This window comes from Nisaea sp., assembly GCF_040217065.1.
GTDB lineage: Bacteria > Pseudomonadota > Alphaproteobacteria > Thalassobaculales > Thalassobaculaceae > Nisaea.
In genome coordinates, this window is sequence record NZ_JAVJNX010000004.1 from 485,448 (window position 1) to 501,275 (window position 15,828).

Below are 15,828 nucleotides of genomic sequence, written 5' to 3' on the forward strand. Positions count from 1 at the left end.
GGGAATGACCATTGGGGAGGGGAACATGCCAGCGACCGCGTGCCTCGAGGCAAGCGTCGGACCCGGCATCGGACAACCGCACGATATCGCGCTGGTCCAGGCGATGCTGGTCCATGTCAGGGATCTGGACGGCCGGTCCTACTGGCCAGCCAGGATCGACGGCAGGGCCAGCGACAGCCTGGCGGATGCGATCGACCGGTTCCAGGAGGATTTCGGTCTGCTCGACGCCGCCGGTGACGATATCCGCTGCATGATCTCGCCGGCCTCCGCGACCTTCCAGTGCCTGCGGGAGGCAACGGCGCGGGAACTGGCGGGCCTGCGCGCCGTGACAGGCACCGCCACCCTCTATATTCCGCCCCGCGGCGGCGCCCAGATCCTGCGGGTGATGGTCGCGAGGCTGCGCAGTCTGGGGCACGGCGGCGACGCTCCCCTCGGCCGGCGGCTGGCTGCCCTGGCAGAGCGGATATTTGACCGGCACCGCTTCCTGATCCGCTTTCCGGCACCGGAAGACCAGCATCCGGTCCGCCGGGTCCGGGTGCATTTTCACGGCCTGAAATGGCTGACGGAACAGGGCCGGCTGACCTCTTCGGAAGACCCGCAAAGTCCGGTTCCCGACGCTGTCTGGGCACTGGTCGCGGATGAAACCCGGCCGATCGGATGCCTCACGCCGGAGCAGATCCACCATGCCGGCCGCCGGGAACTCTGGCTCCGGCATGACGGCTGAACCAGCGCACGGAAAGGCCCGACCATGAGTGCAGATGTCGCCACCCCGAATGCCGCCTACCAGGACATGGCCACCGACTGGGAGCTGATCCACGACCTGCTCGGCGGCACCCGCATCATGCGGCAGCGCGGCGAGAAATGGCTGCCCCGGGAGCCCGGCGAAAGCCGAGAGGCCTATGCCATCCGGCTGAACCGCAGCGTGCTGTTCAACGGGCTGCAGCGCACCATCCAGACCCTGCTCGGAAAGCCGTTCCACCGGCCGGCCAGCCTGACCGGCACTCCGCCGGAGGCCCTGGCGGCGCTGGCGGACAATGTCGATCTCGGCGGCCGCAACCTGACGGTGTTCGCCCGCGACGTCATGCAGGCCGCTCTGACGGACGGGCTGACGCATATCCTGGTGGACCATCCCCGCATCGGCGACGGCGCACCGGAGGTTGCCCGGCCCTATCTCGTTCATGTCCGGGCCGCGGACCTGATCGGCTGGCGCGGCCAGGACAACGGCATCGGCAGCGCCCTGACCCGGGTCAGGATCCGCGAGAGCGTGCACCGGACGGCGGGCACCTGGGAAGACAGGACCGAACGCCAGATCCGGGTGCTCTATCCCGGCCGCTTCGAGATCTGGCGGCGCGGCAGCGACGGTCTCGGCCCATGGCATCGGGCAGAGACCGGGAACAGCAGCCTGGACTGCATTCCCCTGGTCACCCTCTATGCCAACAGGACCGGTTTCATGACCGCCCGGCCGCCGCTCATGGATCTGGCCTGGCTCAACCTGGCGCACTGGCAGTCGGCGAGCGACCAGCGCCACATCCTGCATGTCGCCCGGGTGCCGATCCTGTTCGGCCGCAACCTGACCCTGCCCGAGGACGGCCTGGCGCTCGGGCCGAACCGGATTGTCACCGGCGAGGGCGAGAGCGCGGATCTGCGCTTCGTCGAGCATAGCGGCGCCGCCATCGCCGCCGGGCGGCAGGACCTGATCGACCTGGAGGACCGCATGGCGGTCATGGGACTGGACCTGATGACCCGGCGCGGCGGCGCGGGATCGACAACGGCAACGGCACGGGCAATCGACGCCGCGGAAAACACCACCTCCCTGCGCGGCCTGATCCACGCGGTCGAGGACGGCCTGACCACCGCCTTCGGCTTCATGGCCGACTGGCTCGGCATCGCCAGAGCCGACGCCGGTCGGGTCGCCTTGCACCAGAAGGATGCATCGGATATGTCCACTTCCTGAATTTCGCACTCCCTGCAAACCGAATGATTGCAGGGATGTTTCCGGCAATCCGAACGTCTTTACCGATTGATAACCTCCATCGCGTATGACTTGGGCGAGTTAGAGGAGCACCGATTTGCCTAGGTATATGAAAACGCCGTACAGCATCGAGACGCGCAACACCCCGAAAGCGGGTGCGAAGAACGGTGCGGGCGCCAGAAACAACGCGGGCGCCAGGAATGCCTTGGGTGCCGCGAGCGTCGTCGCCACCGCCGAGGTGGACCTGTCCGAGGTCATGGATGCGATCCGCGCGCTGGAGCGCAAGATCGACGGACAGCACCCGGCACCGGCGGGCGCGGATACCGCGGATGAAGCGGAGAATGCGGCCGCGGCTGTCGGCAAGCAGGACCAGAAGATCGAGGAGATCCGGACCGAGATCGCGGATATCGCCGGCCGGATCCAGGCCACCAAGGTGGAGATCGCCGCCCTGCGCCACCCGCTCGCGAGCGAGGACAAGTTCGATTCGGCGACAGAGGAACTTGGCGAGATCGTGCGCCAGACCGAGAACGCGACCGAAGGGATCATGAGCAATGCGGAGAAGATCGAGGAAGTCGTCGCCGACCTTCTGACGGTGACCACGGATGAATATGCCAATTCGCGGCTCGGCGACATCGCGGACCTGATCACGGCCATCTACGAATCCTGCAACTTCCAGGATCTGACGGGCCAGCGCATCAACAAGGTGATCAAGGTCCTGAACTATATCGAGGAACGGGTCGACGCGATGATGGCGACCTGGGATATCCGCGAATTCCAGACCATGCCGCTGCCGCAGGATATCACCCGCAAGGACGAGGACCTGACCCTGAGCGGCCCGATGACGGAGGGCCAGGCGATCTCCCAGGACGAGATCGACGCCATGTTCGACTGACCTGCCAATCTCCAGAAGATTTCAAAGCGCCCCGCCCAGCGGGGCGTTTTTCGTTTCAGCCTCTTGTTTTCGCCACCGGAGCCCTGCCATGCCCCTGCCCGCCGAGAGTGACTCCCTCGATGCCGTCCCGGAAGCGGCCCGCGCCTTCTATGTCGAGACCGGCGATGGCCGGTTCCACCTGGACGCCGAAGGCGTGGAGGATGTCTCCGGCCTGAAATCCGCGCTGGAAAAGGAACGCGCCGCCCGGCGGGAGCTGAAAGCAGAGCTCGACCGCCGCGGCGAGGATGGCAGCGACGGGGAAGCTGCCCTGACGCGGGCGAAACTGGAAGCTGCCCTGATCGCCGCCGAGGCCCGCGCCGCCATTCACGCCGAACACGGGATCGCCGAGCTGCTGCTGCCGGTCATCGTGCCCCGGCTGGTCCTGAGCGAAAGCGAGGCCGGTATCTCGGTGTCGGTCCGGGGCGAGGGCGAGGCCCCGGCGGAAAACCCGGAAGACGGCAGCCCGCTCACCCCGCGCGACCTGCTGCGCCAGCTCCAGGCCAGCCCGGTCTATGGCCGGGTCTTCGAGCCGCCGGCCCGCGGCGGCAGCGGCGCCCCCAGCCTGGGCCAGGCCGGCGGCAGCGAGAATGTCATTGCGCTGAGCGACCAGAACGCGCTCGACCGCAACATCGCCGCCATCGCCAGCGGCCGGGTGCGCGTCGCTCGCTAGCAGCTGCAAAGACAAGCATAGGCAAGTGAATGTAAATTGCGCTCTACTACCTTGAGGTGCATAATGAACCAAATGAATTAGAATTGGCGCGCTTTCCTCACCTTGAGTACAGCATGAAGCAAGTTCTTAGAGCCGGAGAGGCTTTAAGTGGTGATTTCGCCTATCTGCGGCACCAGCGGAACCTGTCGGAGAAGATCGGGACCGGCGTGCGCCTGATGGTGCTGACCAGCGTCATCAGCGCCGGGCTCGCCACCATCTGGCTCGGTCTCCGCCACGCCCTGTCGCTGAAATAGGGGTGTTCTTCGGTTGTCAGGGCTTCAGCAGGGCCCGCTCGGCCAGATCGACCCGTTCGGACGCGCCGGTAATGTGGCCGACCAGACTGCCGAACCGGCCCTCAGATTCCAGCCGGACCGGAATCCAGGGCCCGCCCGGACTCAGCCGGGCCACCCAGAGCCGGGTCACCGCATCCGTCTTGTCCTCGCCGAACCACGGCTTCTTGTACCCGCCGGCGAGGGTTTCGTACTCCACCCTGCAGATCTGCGCCGGCCCGCTGAAGGCGCTGTAGTCCGTTTTCGTCAGATTGTCGGAGCCGGCGTGAATCAGCCGGAAATCCGTCCGCGTCCTGCCGTTGAAGACCTGCAGGTCTGCCGCACAGGGCGTGGTGTTGGTTGTGAGCGCCAGCGAGACGACCGCCGCGTAGGGATCGATCGTACCCCGTTGCAGATCTTCCGGCACGGCGTCCCGCTTCTCCGGGTCGCGCGGCGGGTCCAGGGCGACCAACGGCACAGAGCCATCCCGGCTGGTGAGCATGATCCGGCGCGGCTTGCCGTCGAAGGTGCCGGTGCTGCGGTAGATCTCCGGTTTGACGCCGCTGCCGGTCAGCTGGCCGGTGCCCTCGCTGGTGACGGCGATCGGAAAGAAGAAATCAAGGATGCCGAGTGACCGGGCATTGGTGCTGACCCGGTAGGCCGACCGGTCGACCTTGATTGTCGAGTCGATGGCGGCAACGGAAAAGCCGCCGAAATAGATCGTGTAGGAGAGATCAAGCTCGCGCGCATCCGCCCGTGCGGTGCACAGAGCAGCGGAAACCAGACCCAAAAAAAGCCACCGCATGTCCCGCCCTCATGTGCGTTTTGCGTATGGCTTTAGGTAGGGGAATGCGGCGGCAGGTCAAGCACCGCCGCCGCATTCAATGTGATTTTAGTAACGGTAGCTGTCGGACTTGAACGGGCCTTCCGGCGTAACGCCGATATAGGCCGCCTGCTCCTTGGAGAGCGTGGACAGCATGGCGCCGACCTTCTTCAGGTGCAGGGCGGCGACCTTCTCGTCCAGATGCTTCGGCAGGACATAGACCTGCTTTTCATACTGGCCGGCATTGTTCCAGAGCTCGATCTGGGCCAGCGTCTGGTTGGTGAAGGAGGCGCTCATCACGAAGCTCGGATGGCCGGTGGCGCAACCGAGATTCACCAGCCGGCCTTCGGCCAGCAGGATGATCCGCTTGCCGTCCGGGAACTCGACCTCGTCGACCTGCGGCTTCACATTGTGCCATGTCAGGTTGCGCAGCGGCTCGACCTGAATCTCGTTGTCGAAATGACCGATGTTGCAGACGATGGCGCGGTCCTTCATGGCCCGCATGTGGTCCATCGTCAGGATGTCCTTGTTGCCGGTCGCGGTGACGAAGATGTCGCCGCGCGGCGCGGCATCGTCCATGGTCACGACCTCGTAGCCTTCCATCGCCGCCTGCAGGGCGCAGATCGGGTCGATCTCGGTCACCAGCACCCGGGCGCCGCCGTTGCGCAGGCTGGCGGCCGAACCCTTGCCGACATCGCCGTAACCGGCGACGACCGCGACCTTGCCGGACAGCATGACGTCCGTGGCCCGGCGGATGCCGTCGGTCAGGCTCTCGCGGCAGCCATAGAGATTGTCGAACTTGGATTTGGTGACGCTGTCATTGACGTTGATCGCCGGAACCTTGAGCGTTCCCGCCTTCGCCATCTCGTAAAGCCGGAGCACACCGGTCGTGGTCTCTTCCGACACGCCGCGGACATCGTCCATCAGCTCCGGATATTCCTCGTGCATCAGGACCGTCAGGTCGCCGCCGTCATCCAGCAGCATGTTCGGCGTCCAGCCGTCCGGGCCCTTGATGGTCTGGTGCAGGCACCATTCGTATTCCTCTTCCGTCTCGCCCTTCCAGGCAAAGACCGGGATACCCGCCGCCGCGATGGCAGCAGCCGCCTGGTCCTGGGTCGAGAAGATGTTGCAGGAACTCCAGCGGATCTCGGCGCCGAGATCGATCAGGGTCTCGATCAGCACGGCCGTCTGGATGGTCATATGCAGGCACCCGGTGATGCGCGCGCCGGCCAGCGGCTTCTTGCCGGCATTCTCCTCGCGCAGCGCCATCAGGCCCGGCATTTCGGTTTCGGCGATCGCGATTTCGCGGCGGCCCCATTCGGCGAGCGAAATATCGGCGACTTTGTAGTCGGTGAATGCGGCGTCGGCCATGCGGCAGCTCCTTGCACTTTTTCTATCCGGCGTCACTGCCGGTACCCGGTCGCTGTGGGCTATAACAGCCCCGGAAAATAGGGGCAAGCGGGCAAAGGGCAAGGGCGACGGATTGACAGGCCCACGGCACACGCTTTATCTGGCCCACCCTTCGCCTGCCGAAAGACCGTATTCATGCCCCTGCATTCCTCCTATATCGCCGCCATGGGCGGAAGCGACGCCGACGACGCCTGGGCCATTCACTCCGAGGCCCGCAAGCGCTACCGGGCAGGCGAGACCGATGTCATCGTGCTGTCCGTCGGCGATCACGATTTCACCACCGACGACCGGATCGTCGAGACAGCGGTCACCGCGCTCAGGGACGGCAAGCATCACTATACGGCGAGCATCGGCTTCCTGCCGCTGCGGGAGCGGCTCGCCGCCTTCCATGGCGCACGCATTGGCGAGCCTGTCACGGCGGAGAATGTCGCCGTCATCCCGGGCGCCCAGTGCGGCGTCTTCACCGCCGGTCTGGTGACCCTCAATCCGGGCGACCATGTCATCGCCTTCGATCCGATGTATGTCACCTATTACGGCGCCCTGATCGCCCGCGGCGCCACGCTGAGCCAGGTGCCGCTGCACCCGGAAAACGGCTTCCAGCCAGACCCGGCCGATATCCGCGCGGCCCTGCGCCCGGAAACAAAGGCGATGGTGATCAACTCGCCGAACAACCCGACCGGCGCCGTCTGGCCGCGCGAGACCATGGAGGAGATCGCCCGGATCTGCCTCGAGCACGATCTCTGGCTGATTTCCGACGAGGTCTATTGCTCGATGACCTACGAGCAGCCGCATTTCAGCCCGCGCCTGATCGACGGCATGCAGGACCGCACCCTGTCCGTCTACAGCTTCTCCAAGGGCCATGCGATGACCGGCTGGCGGCTGGGCTGGATCGTCGCCGATCCGGACAGCATCAACGCCGTCGATCACGTCATGGGCTCCATGCTGTTCGGCTCGCCCCCGTTCGTTCAGGAAGCGGCCATGACGGCGCTCGGCGACGCCGCCGACACGGTGGACAGGATCCGCGATCTCTACCGGCACCGCCGGGACCGGGTCTGCGAGGCGCTGACCGCCGTGCCGAAAGTGAAGATCCGCAAGCCCGATGCCGGCATGTTCCTGATGCTGGATATTCGCGAGACCGGCATGGACACCATCGATTTCGCCTGGAAGCTGCTGGAGGAGCAAAAAGTCTCGCTGCTCCCCGGCGAAGGCTTCGGCGACATGCTGGCAGGACATCTCCGGCTCAGCTTCGGCGCCTCCGACGAGACGCTGGATGAAGCGGCGCGGCGGCTCTCGGCCTTCATCCAGAAAAACGGGTAGGGCACGCGCCGGTATCGCCTAACGCGCGAATAACCGGGCGTCCCACCAGACCGGTGTTTCCAGCCCGACCACGATCCGGGCGAAATCCTCGTGTCCGGTATGGAAGATAAAGTTGCGCTCCATCCGGGCGACAACGGACGGAACCACGAGAATTGCCGAGCGCTTTTCCGCATACCATTTGCGGCCGAAGTCCCGCGCCGCAATGCCGGAAATATCCGACCACCCGGCGAGACGGTCCGGGTTCACCACCTCATAGGACAGACCTGCCGGGAGCGTGATCTCGATGAAATGCTGATTGCCCGGGAGCTCGCCGCCGAAATGCACCAGCTTCTCCAGCATCGCGGTCGAGTAATGCTCGGAGGCATAAATCACCCCGGATCCGGCCTCGTGCCAGCGGCCGAATGCCTGCCGGGCGCCGCCATCGTCCCAGATCGGGAATTCGCCGTCCGGATCGCCGATCCTGTAGCCGGTCAGCGGAGACGGCAGTGTCCGCAGAGCGGTCATACCGCGAAACCGGACTCCGCACGCCGCAACAGGTTGATGACGGCATCCGCCCCGGCCGAGCTGGAGCGCGCGAGATCAAGCGGCGCGCGGCCATGCAGAAGGGGATGGGGGCGATTGAGGAAACGGGAGATCGCCGGCATGTCCCCGCGATAAAGCCGGCTCGCGGCGTCGATGACCCGCGAGACCTCGTAGAGCCGCTCGCTCATCTCCCGCGACAGCGCTTTCCGCTGCTTTTTAGCCCGGCGCAACGTCGCTTCGGGGATCAACGGGCCGACAATGCTGGCGCGCCCGAGGAGCGTACCGAGAGCCTCCGCCGCCGACACGGCAAGCCCCGATGCCACATGATCCGCCAGCAGGATGTCGTCCAGGGCAGCCGACCCTTTCAAACCCAGCAATTTCCCGACCCGGGCGGCTTCCGTGCCCGGAAGGTTTTCAGGGGTCATATAGACATCGAGCGCGACCATGGCCTGGATCTCCAGAAATCGTCATTTGACGATAATATAATCGCCGATTGACGATTTTTCAATCACCCCACGTTTCACTGCCTATCGCGACGGGAGTGTCAGAGCCGCTTTTCCATTTCCATGGAGGTCGGTGCGTCGAAACCCTCATGGGCTTTTCGGCCGGTCTCGACAAAGCCCCAGCGCTGGAAATAGTCGATATTCTGCTGTAGGGCGAGACGGACGCCGAGGGTGATCCGGGCGGCGCCGGTGGCGCGGGCATGGGCCTCGACGGCCTCGATCAGACGGCGGGCGATGCCCCGGCCGCGCACGGCGGGATCGACGGCCAACCGGTCGAGATAGACGGCGTCTCCCTTTTCCGTGGCGAACACGGCACCGCAGATCCTGCCGTCATCCTCGGCCAGAAACAGCCGGTTCTGTTCCAGCCGCCTGCGCAGGCTGTCGACACTCTCCGACAGCGCCCCGCTCTCCGGCTCCAGCTTACCCCGGTACTGCGCGAAGGCACGATGGATCAGGCCCACGATCCCGGCGAGATCGTCCCGCGCCGGATCGTAGGGCCGGGTTCCGGTCATGCGGCGAGGCTGGCGCGCAGACGTTTTGCCAGCTCCGGCATCTCTTCCGCCGTCGCATTTGCGAAAGCGAGGCGCAGAAAGCGTTCCTGGCCGGGGCCGAAAAAGCTGCCCGGCAGACAGAGAATGTTCTGCTCGTCCGCCAGCTTGCGGGCCACCTGCTTCGCGCTCAGATCCTCGAACGGGTGCCGGACATAGGAGAAATAGGCCCCGGCCGACACCAGCTCGTAGCCAAGATCGTTCGACCGGAAAGCCGCCTCCAGCGCTTCCTTGCGCCCCTTCAGCATGTCCCGCTTCTCCGCCACCCACGGCCAGACATGGCGCAACCCGTAGAGCGCGGCATATTGCGAGATGCGCGGCGTGCAGATCTGGATCGTGTCCATGATCTTGGTCACCGCGTCGATGGTTTTCGCCCCGGCCATGACGGAGCCCGCGCGGTAGCCGGTCAGGCTGAAGGTCTTGGAAAAGCTGTAGAGCTGGATCAGCGTCTCGCCCCACTTCTCGTCCCGGAACAGGTCATGCGGCGGGCCGTTCCCGTCCTCCAGAAAATCCCGGTAGGTCTCGTCCAGGATCAGCGCGATGCCGCGTTCGGCGGCAAGGTCGCGGAATTCGGCGATCACCTCCGGCGGATAGACGGCGCCGGTCGGGTTGTTCGGCGAGACCAGCACGATGGCCTTGGTCCTGTCGGTCAGCAGCCTGCGGGCCTCTTCCGGGTCCGGCACACCCGCCCGGTCGAACCGGAAGGGCAGATGGATCGGATCGATCCCCTGCATTTCCAGCCACATCTGGTGATTGAAGTAATAGGGCACCGGCAGCATCACGGCATCTCCGGCCCGGGCAATGGCCAGGATCGCCATGCAGAAGGCCTGGTTGCAGCCGGCCGAGATCAGCACATTCTCCGGCCCGATCACCCCGCCATAGCGGCTCGCGACATGGTCTGCGAGTTCCTGCCGAAGCTCCGGCACCCCCCGGATGACGGAATATTGCGCGGTTTCGAAATCCGCCGCGCGTTCGGCCACGTGATCCGTCAGCTCCTTTGCCGGCGGATAGCTCGGCACGGCCTGGGACAGGTCCAGCAACGGCTTTTCCGCCGGGAAGGTCCGGCCGGCGATCCAGGTCTGGGACTCGGCAATCGGCGGTTCGATTGCGCTGAGCACATCGGCATTCAAGACAAAACTCATGGGGCTCACCAGCAGGAGCGGGACGGGAAGTTCCGCAGACTAGAGACTGTCGTTGAAATCGTCCAGCAGCGCCGAAATCCGGCCCTCGTCGCCCTGGTCCATGATGGCCAGCGCCCGCCGCATCGCCGCTCCGGTATCGAGTGCACGGACCCGCTGCTTCACCCGCGGGATGCTGTGCGAGGACATCGACAGCTCGCGCACCCCGAGTCCGGTCAGCAGCGGCGTATAACGCGGATCGCCCGCGATCTCGCCGCAGATGCTGACCGGAATGCCGGCCCTGTTTCCGGCATCGACGGTGAACTGGATCAGCCGCAGCACCGCCGGATGCAGCGGGTTGTAGAGCCCGGCCACCGCGTCGTCGCTGCGGTCGATGGCCAGTGTGTAGCTGGTCAGATCGTTGGTCCCGATGGCGAAATAATCGACCTCGCGGGCAAGAGCGTCGGCCGTCAGCGCGGCGCCCGGCACCTCGATCATCGCCCCCAGCGGCGGCACCGGATCGGCGATCCGCACGCCCTTGCGCGTCAGCCGCTTGACCACCCGTGTCAGGATGCGCCGGGCCTGGCGGATCTGCTCGACCGATGAAATCAGCGGCAGCAGAAGGCGGACGGGGCCGTGCGCGCCGGCCCGCAGGATCGCCGCAAGCTGGGTTTCGAACAGTTTCGGCTCGGCCAGCGACAGTCTGATGCCGCGCAGCCCGAGGGCCGGGTTCGGCGAGACGCCGATCTTGCCGCCAAGGGCCGACGAAATCTTGTCGCCGCCGACATCGAGCGTGCGGATCGTCACCGGAAGCCCGGCCATGCCTTCGACAATGCCGCGGAGCACGGCATATTGCTCGTCCTCGTCGGGCAGCGTGTCCCGGTTCATGAACAGGAACTCGGTACGCAGCAGGCCGACACCTTCGGCTCCCGCCCGCACCGCTCCCTCGACATCGCGCGGCAGCTCCAGGTTCGCCATCAGGGAAATACGCTCCCCGTCCCGGCTTTCCGCCGGCAGCGACCGCAGCCGGGCAAGCTGGCGTTCCAGCCGCTTGCGCGCCTCGGCCTTGCGTCCGAACTCGGCCAGGGTTGCGTCGCTCGGCGCGACGACGATCCGGCCCTGCTCGCCATCGACCAGCACCCGTTCGCCGGACCGGACCTTGCCCAGCAGGCCCTGCACGCCAAGTACGGCCGGCAGCCCCATCGACCGGGCCATGATCGCCGAATGCCCTTCCGGTCCGCCCGCCGTCGTCACCAGCGCCGCGACCCGGGCCGGATCAAGCAGCGCGGTATCGGCGGGGCTGAGCTCGTCCGCGATGATAACGGCGTCTTTCGGCAGGACGGAAAAGGCCTGGTAGGGCTTGTCGGCCAGATTGCGCAATATCCGGCCGGCCACATCCCGCACATCCGTGATCCGGGCGGCCAGATAGGGATCCTTCATGGCAGCGAAGGCTTCATTGATTTCGTGCACGACCGACTGAACGGCCGCTTCCGCATTGATCTTGCGTTCCCGGATCAGCGTTTCCGTGCCGGCGCCCATCCGCCCGGAGCCGAGCATCGCGGCATGCGCATCAAGCAGCGGCGCCAGTTCTTCCGCCACGGATTCAGGCATGCTGGCCGTCTTTTGCCGGAGCTTTCCAACCTGCTTCTGCGCCTTCGCCAGGGCCGCGCGAAAACGCCCGGCTTCCGCTTCGACCTGCGTGTCTTCCAGCTCGTATTCCGGCAACTGGCCAAGGCCGGTCTCGACGACATGGGCGACGCCAATGGCGATCCCGCCGGAAACGCCGACCCCGTCAATGACCCGTTCCCCGCCTTTTCCGGTTACCCGTTTTACCATGGCGGTCAGATCCTCAATCTTCGTCGAATTTGTCGTCCACAAGCTGGGCGATGGCAGTGAGCGCATCCTGTGCGTCCTGGCCTTCGGCAGCGACATGAATGGTGCAGCCGGGGGCCGCGGCAAGCATCATCAATCCCATGATCGAGCGCCCGGAAACGGTGGTATCGCCTTTGGTGACGGAAATCGCCGCCACGAAGGTATCGGCCAGCTTCACGAATTTGGCCGCCGCCCGCGCATGCAGACCGCGCTGGTTCACGATCGTCAGATCCCGTTTCACCACCGTTGCCGCGGCCGATCCATCGTTCATTTTCAATTTCCGGCCAGAACCTGCGAGGCGATGCGGATGTATTTGCGCCCCGCCTCCTGTGCCTCGTGCGCCGCCGCAGCGAGGGCCATTGTGTTGCGGACGCTTGCCAGCTTGATCAGCATCGGCAGATTGGCGCCCGCGATCACCTCGACATTCGCCTTCTCCATGATCGAGATGGCCAGGTTCGACGGTGTCCCGCCGAACATATCCGTCAGCACGATGACCCCGCGCCCCTGATCCACCGCACCGACATTCTTCAGGATTTCCGCCCGGCGCTGCTCCATATCGTCCTCCGGGCCGATACAGACCGTCGCCATATGCTCCTGCGGTCCGACCACATGTTCCACCGCGGAACGGAATTCATCCGCGAGTTTTCCGTGCGTTACCAATACGATGCCAATCGGCAATTCGCCTGCCTCCGAGTCCATCTGGTTTGCCCCTTGCCTACAGCGTTCCAAGCACTGTTCCGCAGCGCCGGCTCTTTTCCATGCGGATCATTCCTGCCCGCTTCGGTCGACGTCGCGATGTAGCAGCGTGACAGCAAGCCCGCCGGCCTTCAACTCCCCAGCCAGCTTTTCCGCCACGAATACGGACCGGTGCCGGCCACCGGTACAGCCCACCGCGATGGTGAGATAGCTCTTCCCCTCGGCCTGATAGCGCGGCACCAGCGGCGTCAGAAATCCCACAAGGCGCTCGTAGAATGCCGGAAATTCCGGATCCGCCGCAACATAGCCGGCAATTTCCCCGTTCCGTCCGTCCAACGGCCGCAGCCGCTCGTCATAATGCGGATTTCGCAGGAACCGGACATCGAACACCATGTCGGCCTCACGCGGCAGACCGCGCCGGAAACTGAAGGAGGTGACGGTGATGGTCAAGCTGCTGTGACCGGCGATCCCGAGCTGCTCGGCGAACACCCGCTTGAAATCGGCGGTGGTCAGACGCGAGGTGTCGATGGTCACGTCCGCCAGCTCGCGCAGCGGTGCCAGCAGTTCGAGTTCCGTCCGGATGCCGTCCGCCACCGGCCGGTCCACCGCCAGCGGATGGCGCCGCCGGGTTTCCGTGAAACGGCGGATCAGCACATCCGTATCGCAATCGAGAAACACTACGGTCAGCGTGATGTCGGCCCGCTGCCTCAGGGCCTGCAGCTCTGCGGTCAGCCGCTGCGGGGTGAAATCGCGGGTTCTGGTGTCGATGCCGACGGCGATCCGGTGGTTGCCCTCGGGCTCGGCGCGCGGCGCCAGCAACGCCAGCAGCAATGACAGGGGCAGATTGTCCACCGCTTCGAACTCGGCATCCTCCAGCGCTTTCAGGCTGGTCGTCCGGCCGGCGCCGGACAGTCCCGTGACCAGCACGATTCTGATCGGCTGCCCCGCCGCCTCCGCGGATGCCTGCATGTCGGTCTCCCCCTTAACCCATGCTTCCGAAGACGCCATTATCTGGCCGGGAAATGGGTGAGTGCAAGGCGCACCTTGGCCGGGGCCGATGCCTCGAACGGGGCCAGGGCCAGCAACGGGATCGTCAGGTCGAGATAGGTGCAGGACCCGGCCTCGGGAAACCGGTCGACCTGTTCCGGCGGCACCAGGTCGATGACCAGATCGAGCGGCGCCCGCCGGGTATTGGGAACCGGCACAATTCCGATGCCGCGGACCTCGAGCTGTCCGGCGATGGTGTCCGGTGCGCCGGCGACGAGCCGTCCGGCTTCCCGGACCAGCCGGGTCTGGTCGTCCGAAACGAGCATCGCCCCGCCTTCGATCAGGCGCAGCGCCAGATCGGACTTGCCGCTGCCGCTCGGTCCGCGCAGCAGAACCCCGCGGCCGTCAATGGCGACCGTCGTGCCATATACCAGTTCCATCGGATTCCCGCCGGGTCCCTCTCACCGTTCCAGAGCCTTCAGCTCATCACGCGGGGCAACCGTATGACGAACCGCGCGCCAATAACAGAGGCATCGGCGCCCGTGCGGTTCTCCGCCCAGAGCCGACCGGAGGAGGCATCGACGATCTGCCGGGAAATGCTGAGGCCAAGACCGGAATGGGTGCCGAATTTCTCCCCGCTCGGCCGCTCGGAATAGAACCGGTCGAAGATGGCGTCGAGCTTGTTCTCGGGAATGCCGGGTCCGTTATCCTCGACCGTGACGATCACCTCCCGGCCGTCCACCGGATCCGCGCCCGCCGTCAGCCGCACGGTCCCGCCTTCCGGCGAGAAGGTGATGGCATTGGCGACCAGGTTGCGGATCACCTGGACAAGCCGGCTCTCGCTGCCCCGGACGCTCAGATCGGCGGAGCCGTTCACGGCGATCTCGACCCGCACGCCATGGGGATTGTCGGTTGTCCCGTAGACTTCGGCCAGGGTCGCCAGGATCGCCGCCAGATCGACAATCTCGGCCCCGGAACGGGACAGTTCCGCATCGATCCGGGAGGATTCGGAGATATCGCTGATCAGCCGGTCGAGGCGCTGCACGTCATCCAGGACGATCGCCATCAGCTTCTTCTGCTTTTCCGGGTCCTGCACCCGCGCCGCCGTCTCCACCGCGCTGCGCACGGAGGTCAGCGGGTTCTTAATCTCATGGGCGACATCCGCGGCGAACCGGTCGATGGCGTCCATCCTCTGCCAGAGCGCCTCGGTCATTTCCCGCATGGCCCGGGCCAGATCGCCGATCTCGTCGCCCCGGCCCTCGAAAGCCGGAATTTCCGTTTCCCGGTTGCGGTCCCGGCGGATCCGCTCGGCCGCGGCGGCAAGCCGCTGCACCGGACGGGTGATGGTGCCGGCCAGGTAGAGCGACAGCAGGATGGTGACGGCGAAGACGAAGGCGAACACGCCGAGAATCTCGAACCGCACGTCCCGCATGGCGTCGTCGATCTCGTGCCCGTCTATGCTCAGCATCAGGGCGCCGAGGACCTGCTTGTAGCGCCGCACCGGCACGGCGGAGGTCAGGATCAGGCCGCCGTCCGGACCCGTCCGGACCGCCTGCGCCCGCCGCCCCCGCAGCGCGTCGACCGCTTCCGGATAATCCGCGGCAGACTGGTTCACCGTCTCCACATAGCGCGGAAAATCACCGCGCCGGGGCAGCCTGTTCACCAGCAGGTCATAGAGCTCGTCGGCCCAGGCGCCGGGATCGAAACCGGCCTCGCGCGGCGGCGGCAGCGGCCGGATCTGCACCACCCCGCCCTTGCGCCCGAAACTGTTGCTGTCCGCCATCAGATGGCCGTCGGGCGCGAACAGGCGCAGGCGCGTGCCGAACTGATCCGACGCGTGCCGGACCATGCGCCGCACCAGATCCTTCGACAGCTCCGTCGCTTCGGAGAATTCGGGCTCGACGGCGAGGGCGGCGACGCCCTTGGAAAAAATGCTGCCCTGCCGGGTCAGGGCTTCCAGTTCGGCCGCAATCAGGTTGTCCTGATAGCGGTCCATGTAGAGCAGGCCGAACAGCGGGATCGCGACCGCGAAGAGATTGATGGCCAGAATACGCAAAGTGAGGCCGGAGATTCGCGACCGGCGGCGCGGTCGTTCCGACGCCCGGCGCTCATGCGCGCCGGTCCGCGCCCTGTTCAGGGCGTCCGTCAATG

Annotated in this window: 18 protein-coding genes; 6 read left to right on the forward strand and 12 right to left on the reverse strand. The window is 65.7% G+C overall.

All coding sequences use genetic code 11. From position 1 onward, the window contains the following. The first annotated feature begins 25 nt into the window (after positions 1–25). The 5 genes from RH950_RS03795 to RH950_RS03815 all read left to right on the forward strand — a co-directional run bounded on the left by RH950_RS03795 (position 26) and on the right by RH950_RS03815 (position 3,866). Complete coding sequence (locus tag RH950_RS03795; RefSeq protein WP_350053859.1) at positions 26–724, forward strand: hypothetical protein; 699 nt, start codon at positions 26–28, stop codon at positions 722–724. 24 nt (positions 725–748) lie between these two features. Next, positions 749–1,954, forward strand: coding sequence for a DUF4055 domain-containing protein (locus RH950_RS03800; protein WP_350053861.1), 1,206 nt, complete (start codon positions 749–751; stop codon positions 1,952–1,954). A gap of 115 nt (positions 1,955–2,069) precedes the next feature. Next, a complete protein-coding gene (locus RH950_RS03805) occupies positions 2,070–2,864 on the forward strand; it encodes a protein phosphatase CheZ (protein ID WP_350053863.1) in 795 nt (264 codons plus the stop codon). Positions 2,865–2,952: 88 nt separating this feature from the next. Then, on the forward strand, positions 2,953–3,573 hold the full coding sequence (locus RH950_RS03810; protein ID WP_350053865.1) for a hypothetical protein: 621 nt from the start codon (positions 2,953–2,955) through the stop codon (positions 3,571–3,573). Positions 3,574–3,686: 113 nt separating this feature from the next. Continuing rightward, positions 3,687–3,866: a hypothetical protein gene (locus RH950_RS03815; protein WP_350053867.1), complete on the forward strand. Its 180-nt coding sequence runs from the start codon at positions 3,687–3,689 to the stop codon at positions 3,864–3,866. Between the two features lie 16 nt (positions 3,867–3,882). Here RH950_RS03815 and RH950_RS03820 read toward each other — a convergent pair whose 3' ends face one another. Both RH950_RS03820 and ahcY read right to left on the reverse strand, forming a co-directional pair. Further along, positions 3,883–4,686, reverse strand: a complete 804-nt coding sequence (locus RH950_RS03820) for a DUF3108 domain-containing protein (protein ID WP_350053869.1) — start codon at positions 4,684–4,686, stop codon at positions 3,883–3,885. A gap of 87 nt (positions 4,687–4,773) precedes the next feature. Then, positions 4,774–6,075, reverse strand: a complete 1,302-nt coding sequence (gene ahcY, locus RH950_RS03825; RefSeq protein ID WP_350053871.1) for an adenosylhomocysteinase — start codon at positions 6,073–6,075, stop codon at positions 4,774–4,776. Positions 6,076–6,249: 174 nt separating this feature from the next. Between ahcY and RH950_RS03830 the strand changes: the two genes are divergently transcribed. Then, entirely contained in the window at positions 6,250–7,431 is a 1,182-nt protein-coding gene (locus tag RH950_RS03830; RefSeq protein ID WP_350053873.1) for a pyridoxal phosphate-dependent aminotransferase, read from the forward strand. 18 nt (positions 7,432–7,449) lie between these two features. Here the strand turns inward: RH950_RS03830 and RH950_RS03835 are convergent, their stop codons facing one another. From RH950_RS03835 to RH950_RS03880, 10 genes are all read right to left on the reverse strand, one after another. Continuing rightward, positions 7,450–7,935, reverse strand: coding sequence for an RES family NAD+ phosphorylase (locus RH950_RS03835; protein WP_350053875.1), 486 nt, complete (start codon positions 7,933–7,935; stop codon positions 7,450–7,452). Further along, a complete protein-coding gene (locus tag RH950_RS03840) occupies positions 7,932–8,399 on the reverse strand; it encodes an antitoxin Xre/MbcA/ParS toxin-binding domain-containing protein (protein WP_350053877.1) in 468 nt (155 codons plus the stop codon). Before RH950_RS03840 ends, RH950_RS03835 begins: the two co-directional genes overlap by 4 nt. Positions 8,400–8,497: 98 nt before the next feature. Continuing rightward, on the reverse strand, positions 8,498–8,968 hold the full coding sequence (locus RH950_RS03845; protein WP_350053879.1) for a GNAT family N-acetyltransferase: 471 nt from the start codon (positions 8,966–8,968) through the stop codon (positions 8,498–8,500). Beyond that, complete coding sequence (locus tag RH950_RS03850; RefSeq protein ID WP_350053881.1) at positions 8,965–10,146, reverse strand: aminotransferase; 1,182 nt, start codon at positions 10,144–10,146, stop codon at positions 8,965–8,967. Before RH950_RS03850 ends, RH950_RS03845 begins: the two co-directional genes overlap by 4 nt. A gap of 39 nt (positions 10,147–10,185) precedes the next feature. Continuing rightward, on the reverse strand, positions 10,186–11,958 hold the full coding sequence (gene ptsP / locus RH950_RS03855) for a phosphoenolpyruvate--protein phosphotransferase (protein WP_350053883.1): 1,773 nt from the start codon (positions 11,956–11,958) through the stop codon (positions 10,186–10,188). A 13-nt stretch (positions 11,959–11,971) separates the two neighbouring features. Then, the gene (locus RH950_RS03860) at positions 11,972–12,265 is read right to left on the reverse strand and encodes an HPr family phosphocarrier protein (RefSeq protein WP_350053885.1); all 294 of its coding nucleotides are present in this window, start codon (positions 12,263–12,265) and stop codon (positions 11,972–11,974) included. A 2-nt stretch (positions 12,266–12,267) separates the two neighbouring features. Continuing rightward, positions 12,268–12,693 carry a PTS sugar transporter subunit IIA gene (locus RH950_RS03865; RefSeq protein WP_350053887.1) on the reverse strand — a complete coding sequence of 142 codons (426 nt, stop codon included), beginning with the start codon at positions 12,691–12,693 and terminating at the stop codon, positions 12,268–12,270. A gap of 66 nt (positions 12,694–12,759) precedes the next feature. Further along, positions 12,760–13,659: an RNase adapter RapZ gene (rapZ, locus tag RH950_RS03870; RefSeq protein ID WP_350053889.1), complete on the reverse strand. Its 900-nt coding sequence runs from the start codon at positions 13,657–13,659 to the stop codon at positions 12,760–12,762. 38 nt (positions 13,660–13,697) lie between these two features. Then, on the reverse strand, positions 13,698–14,117 hold the full coding sequence (locus tag RH950_RS03875) for an HPr kinase/phosphorylase (protein ID WP_350053891.1): 420 nt from the start codon (positions 14,115–14,117) through the stop codon (positions 13,698–13,700). A 38-nt stretch (positions 14,118–14,155) separates the two neighbouring features. Further along, the gene (locus RH950_RS03880) at positions 14,156–15,826 is read right to left on the reverse strand and encodes a sensor histidine kinase (RefSeq protein ID WP_350053893.1); all 1,671 of its coding nucleotides are present in this window, start codon (positions 15,824–15,826) and stop codon (positions 14,156–14,158) included. Positions 15,827–15,828: the final 2 nt, after the last annotated feature.

What these genes read in the sequence shown, in the direction of transcription:
- RH950_RS03795 (WP_350053859.1), top strand. Translation starts at nt 26, where the DNA reads ATGCCAGCGACCGCGTGCCTCGAGGCAAGCGTCGGACCCGGCATCGGA.
- RH950_RS03800 (WP_350053861.1), top strand. Translation starts at nt 749, where the DNA reads ATGAGTGCAGATGTCGCCACCCCGAATGCCGCCTACCAGGACATGGCC.
- RH950_RS03810 (WP_350053865.1), top strand. Translation starts at nt 2,953, where the DNA reads ATGCCCCTGCCCGCCGAGAGTGACTCCCTCGATGCCGTCCCGGAAGCG.
- RH950_RS03815 (WP_350053867.1), top strand. Translation starts at nt 3,687, where the DNA reads ATGAAGCAAGTTCTTAGAGCCGGAGAGGCTTTAAGTGGTGATTTCGCC.
- RH950_RS03820 (WP_350053869.1), bottom strand. Translation starts at nt 4,686, where the DNA reads ATGCGGTGGCTTTTTTTGGGTCTGGTTTCCGCTGCTCTGTGCACCGCA.
- ahcY (WP_350053871.1), bottom strand. Translation starts at nt 6,075, where the DNA reads ATGGCCGACGCCGCATTCACCGACTACAAAGTCGCCGATATTTCGCTC.
- RH950_RS03830 (WP_350053873.1), top strand. Translation starts at nt 6,250, where the DNA reads ATGCCCCTGCATTCCTCCTATATCGCCGCCATGGGCGGAAGCGACGCC.
- RH950_RS03835 (WP_350053875.1), bottom strand. Translation starts at nt 7,935, where the DNA reads ATGACCGCTCTGCGGACACTGCCGTCTCCGCTGACCGGCTACAGGATC.
- RH950_RS03840 (WP_350053877.1), bottom strand. Translation starts at nt 8,399, where the DNA reads ATGGTCGCGCTCGATGTCTATATGACCCCTGAAAACCTTCCGGGCACG.
- RH950_RS03845 (WP_350053879.1), bottom strand. Translation starts at nt 8,968, where the DNA reads ATGACCGGAACCCGGCCCTACGATCCGGCGCGGGACGATCTCGCCGGG.
- RH950_RS03850 (WP_350053881.1), bottom strand. Translation starts at nt 10,146, where the DNA reads ATGAGTTTTGTCTTGAATGCCGATGTGCTCAGCGCAATCGAACCGCCG.
- ptsP (WP_350053883.1), bottom strand. Translation starts at nt 11,958, where the DNA reads ATGGTAAAACGGGTAACCGGAAAAGGCGGGGAACGGGTCATTGACGGG.
- RH950_RS03860 (WP_350053885.1), bottom strand. Translation starts at nt 12,265, where the DNA reads ATGAACGATGGATCGGCCGCGGCAACGGTGGTGAAACGGGATCTGACG.
- RH950_RS03865 (WP_350053887.1), bottom strand. Translation starts at nt 12,693, where the DNA reads ATGGACTCGGAGGCAGGCGAATTGCCGATTGGCATCGTATTGGTAACG.
- rapZ (WP_350053889.1), bottom strand. Translation starts at nt 13,659, where the DNA reads ATGCAGGCATCCGCGGAGGCGGCGGGGCAGCCGATCAGAATCGTGCTG.
- RH950_RS03875 (WP_350053891.1), bottom strand. Translation starts at nt 14,117, where the DNA reads ATGGAACTGGTATATGGCACGACGGTCGCCATTGACGGCCGCGGGGTT.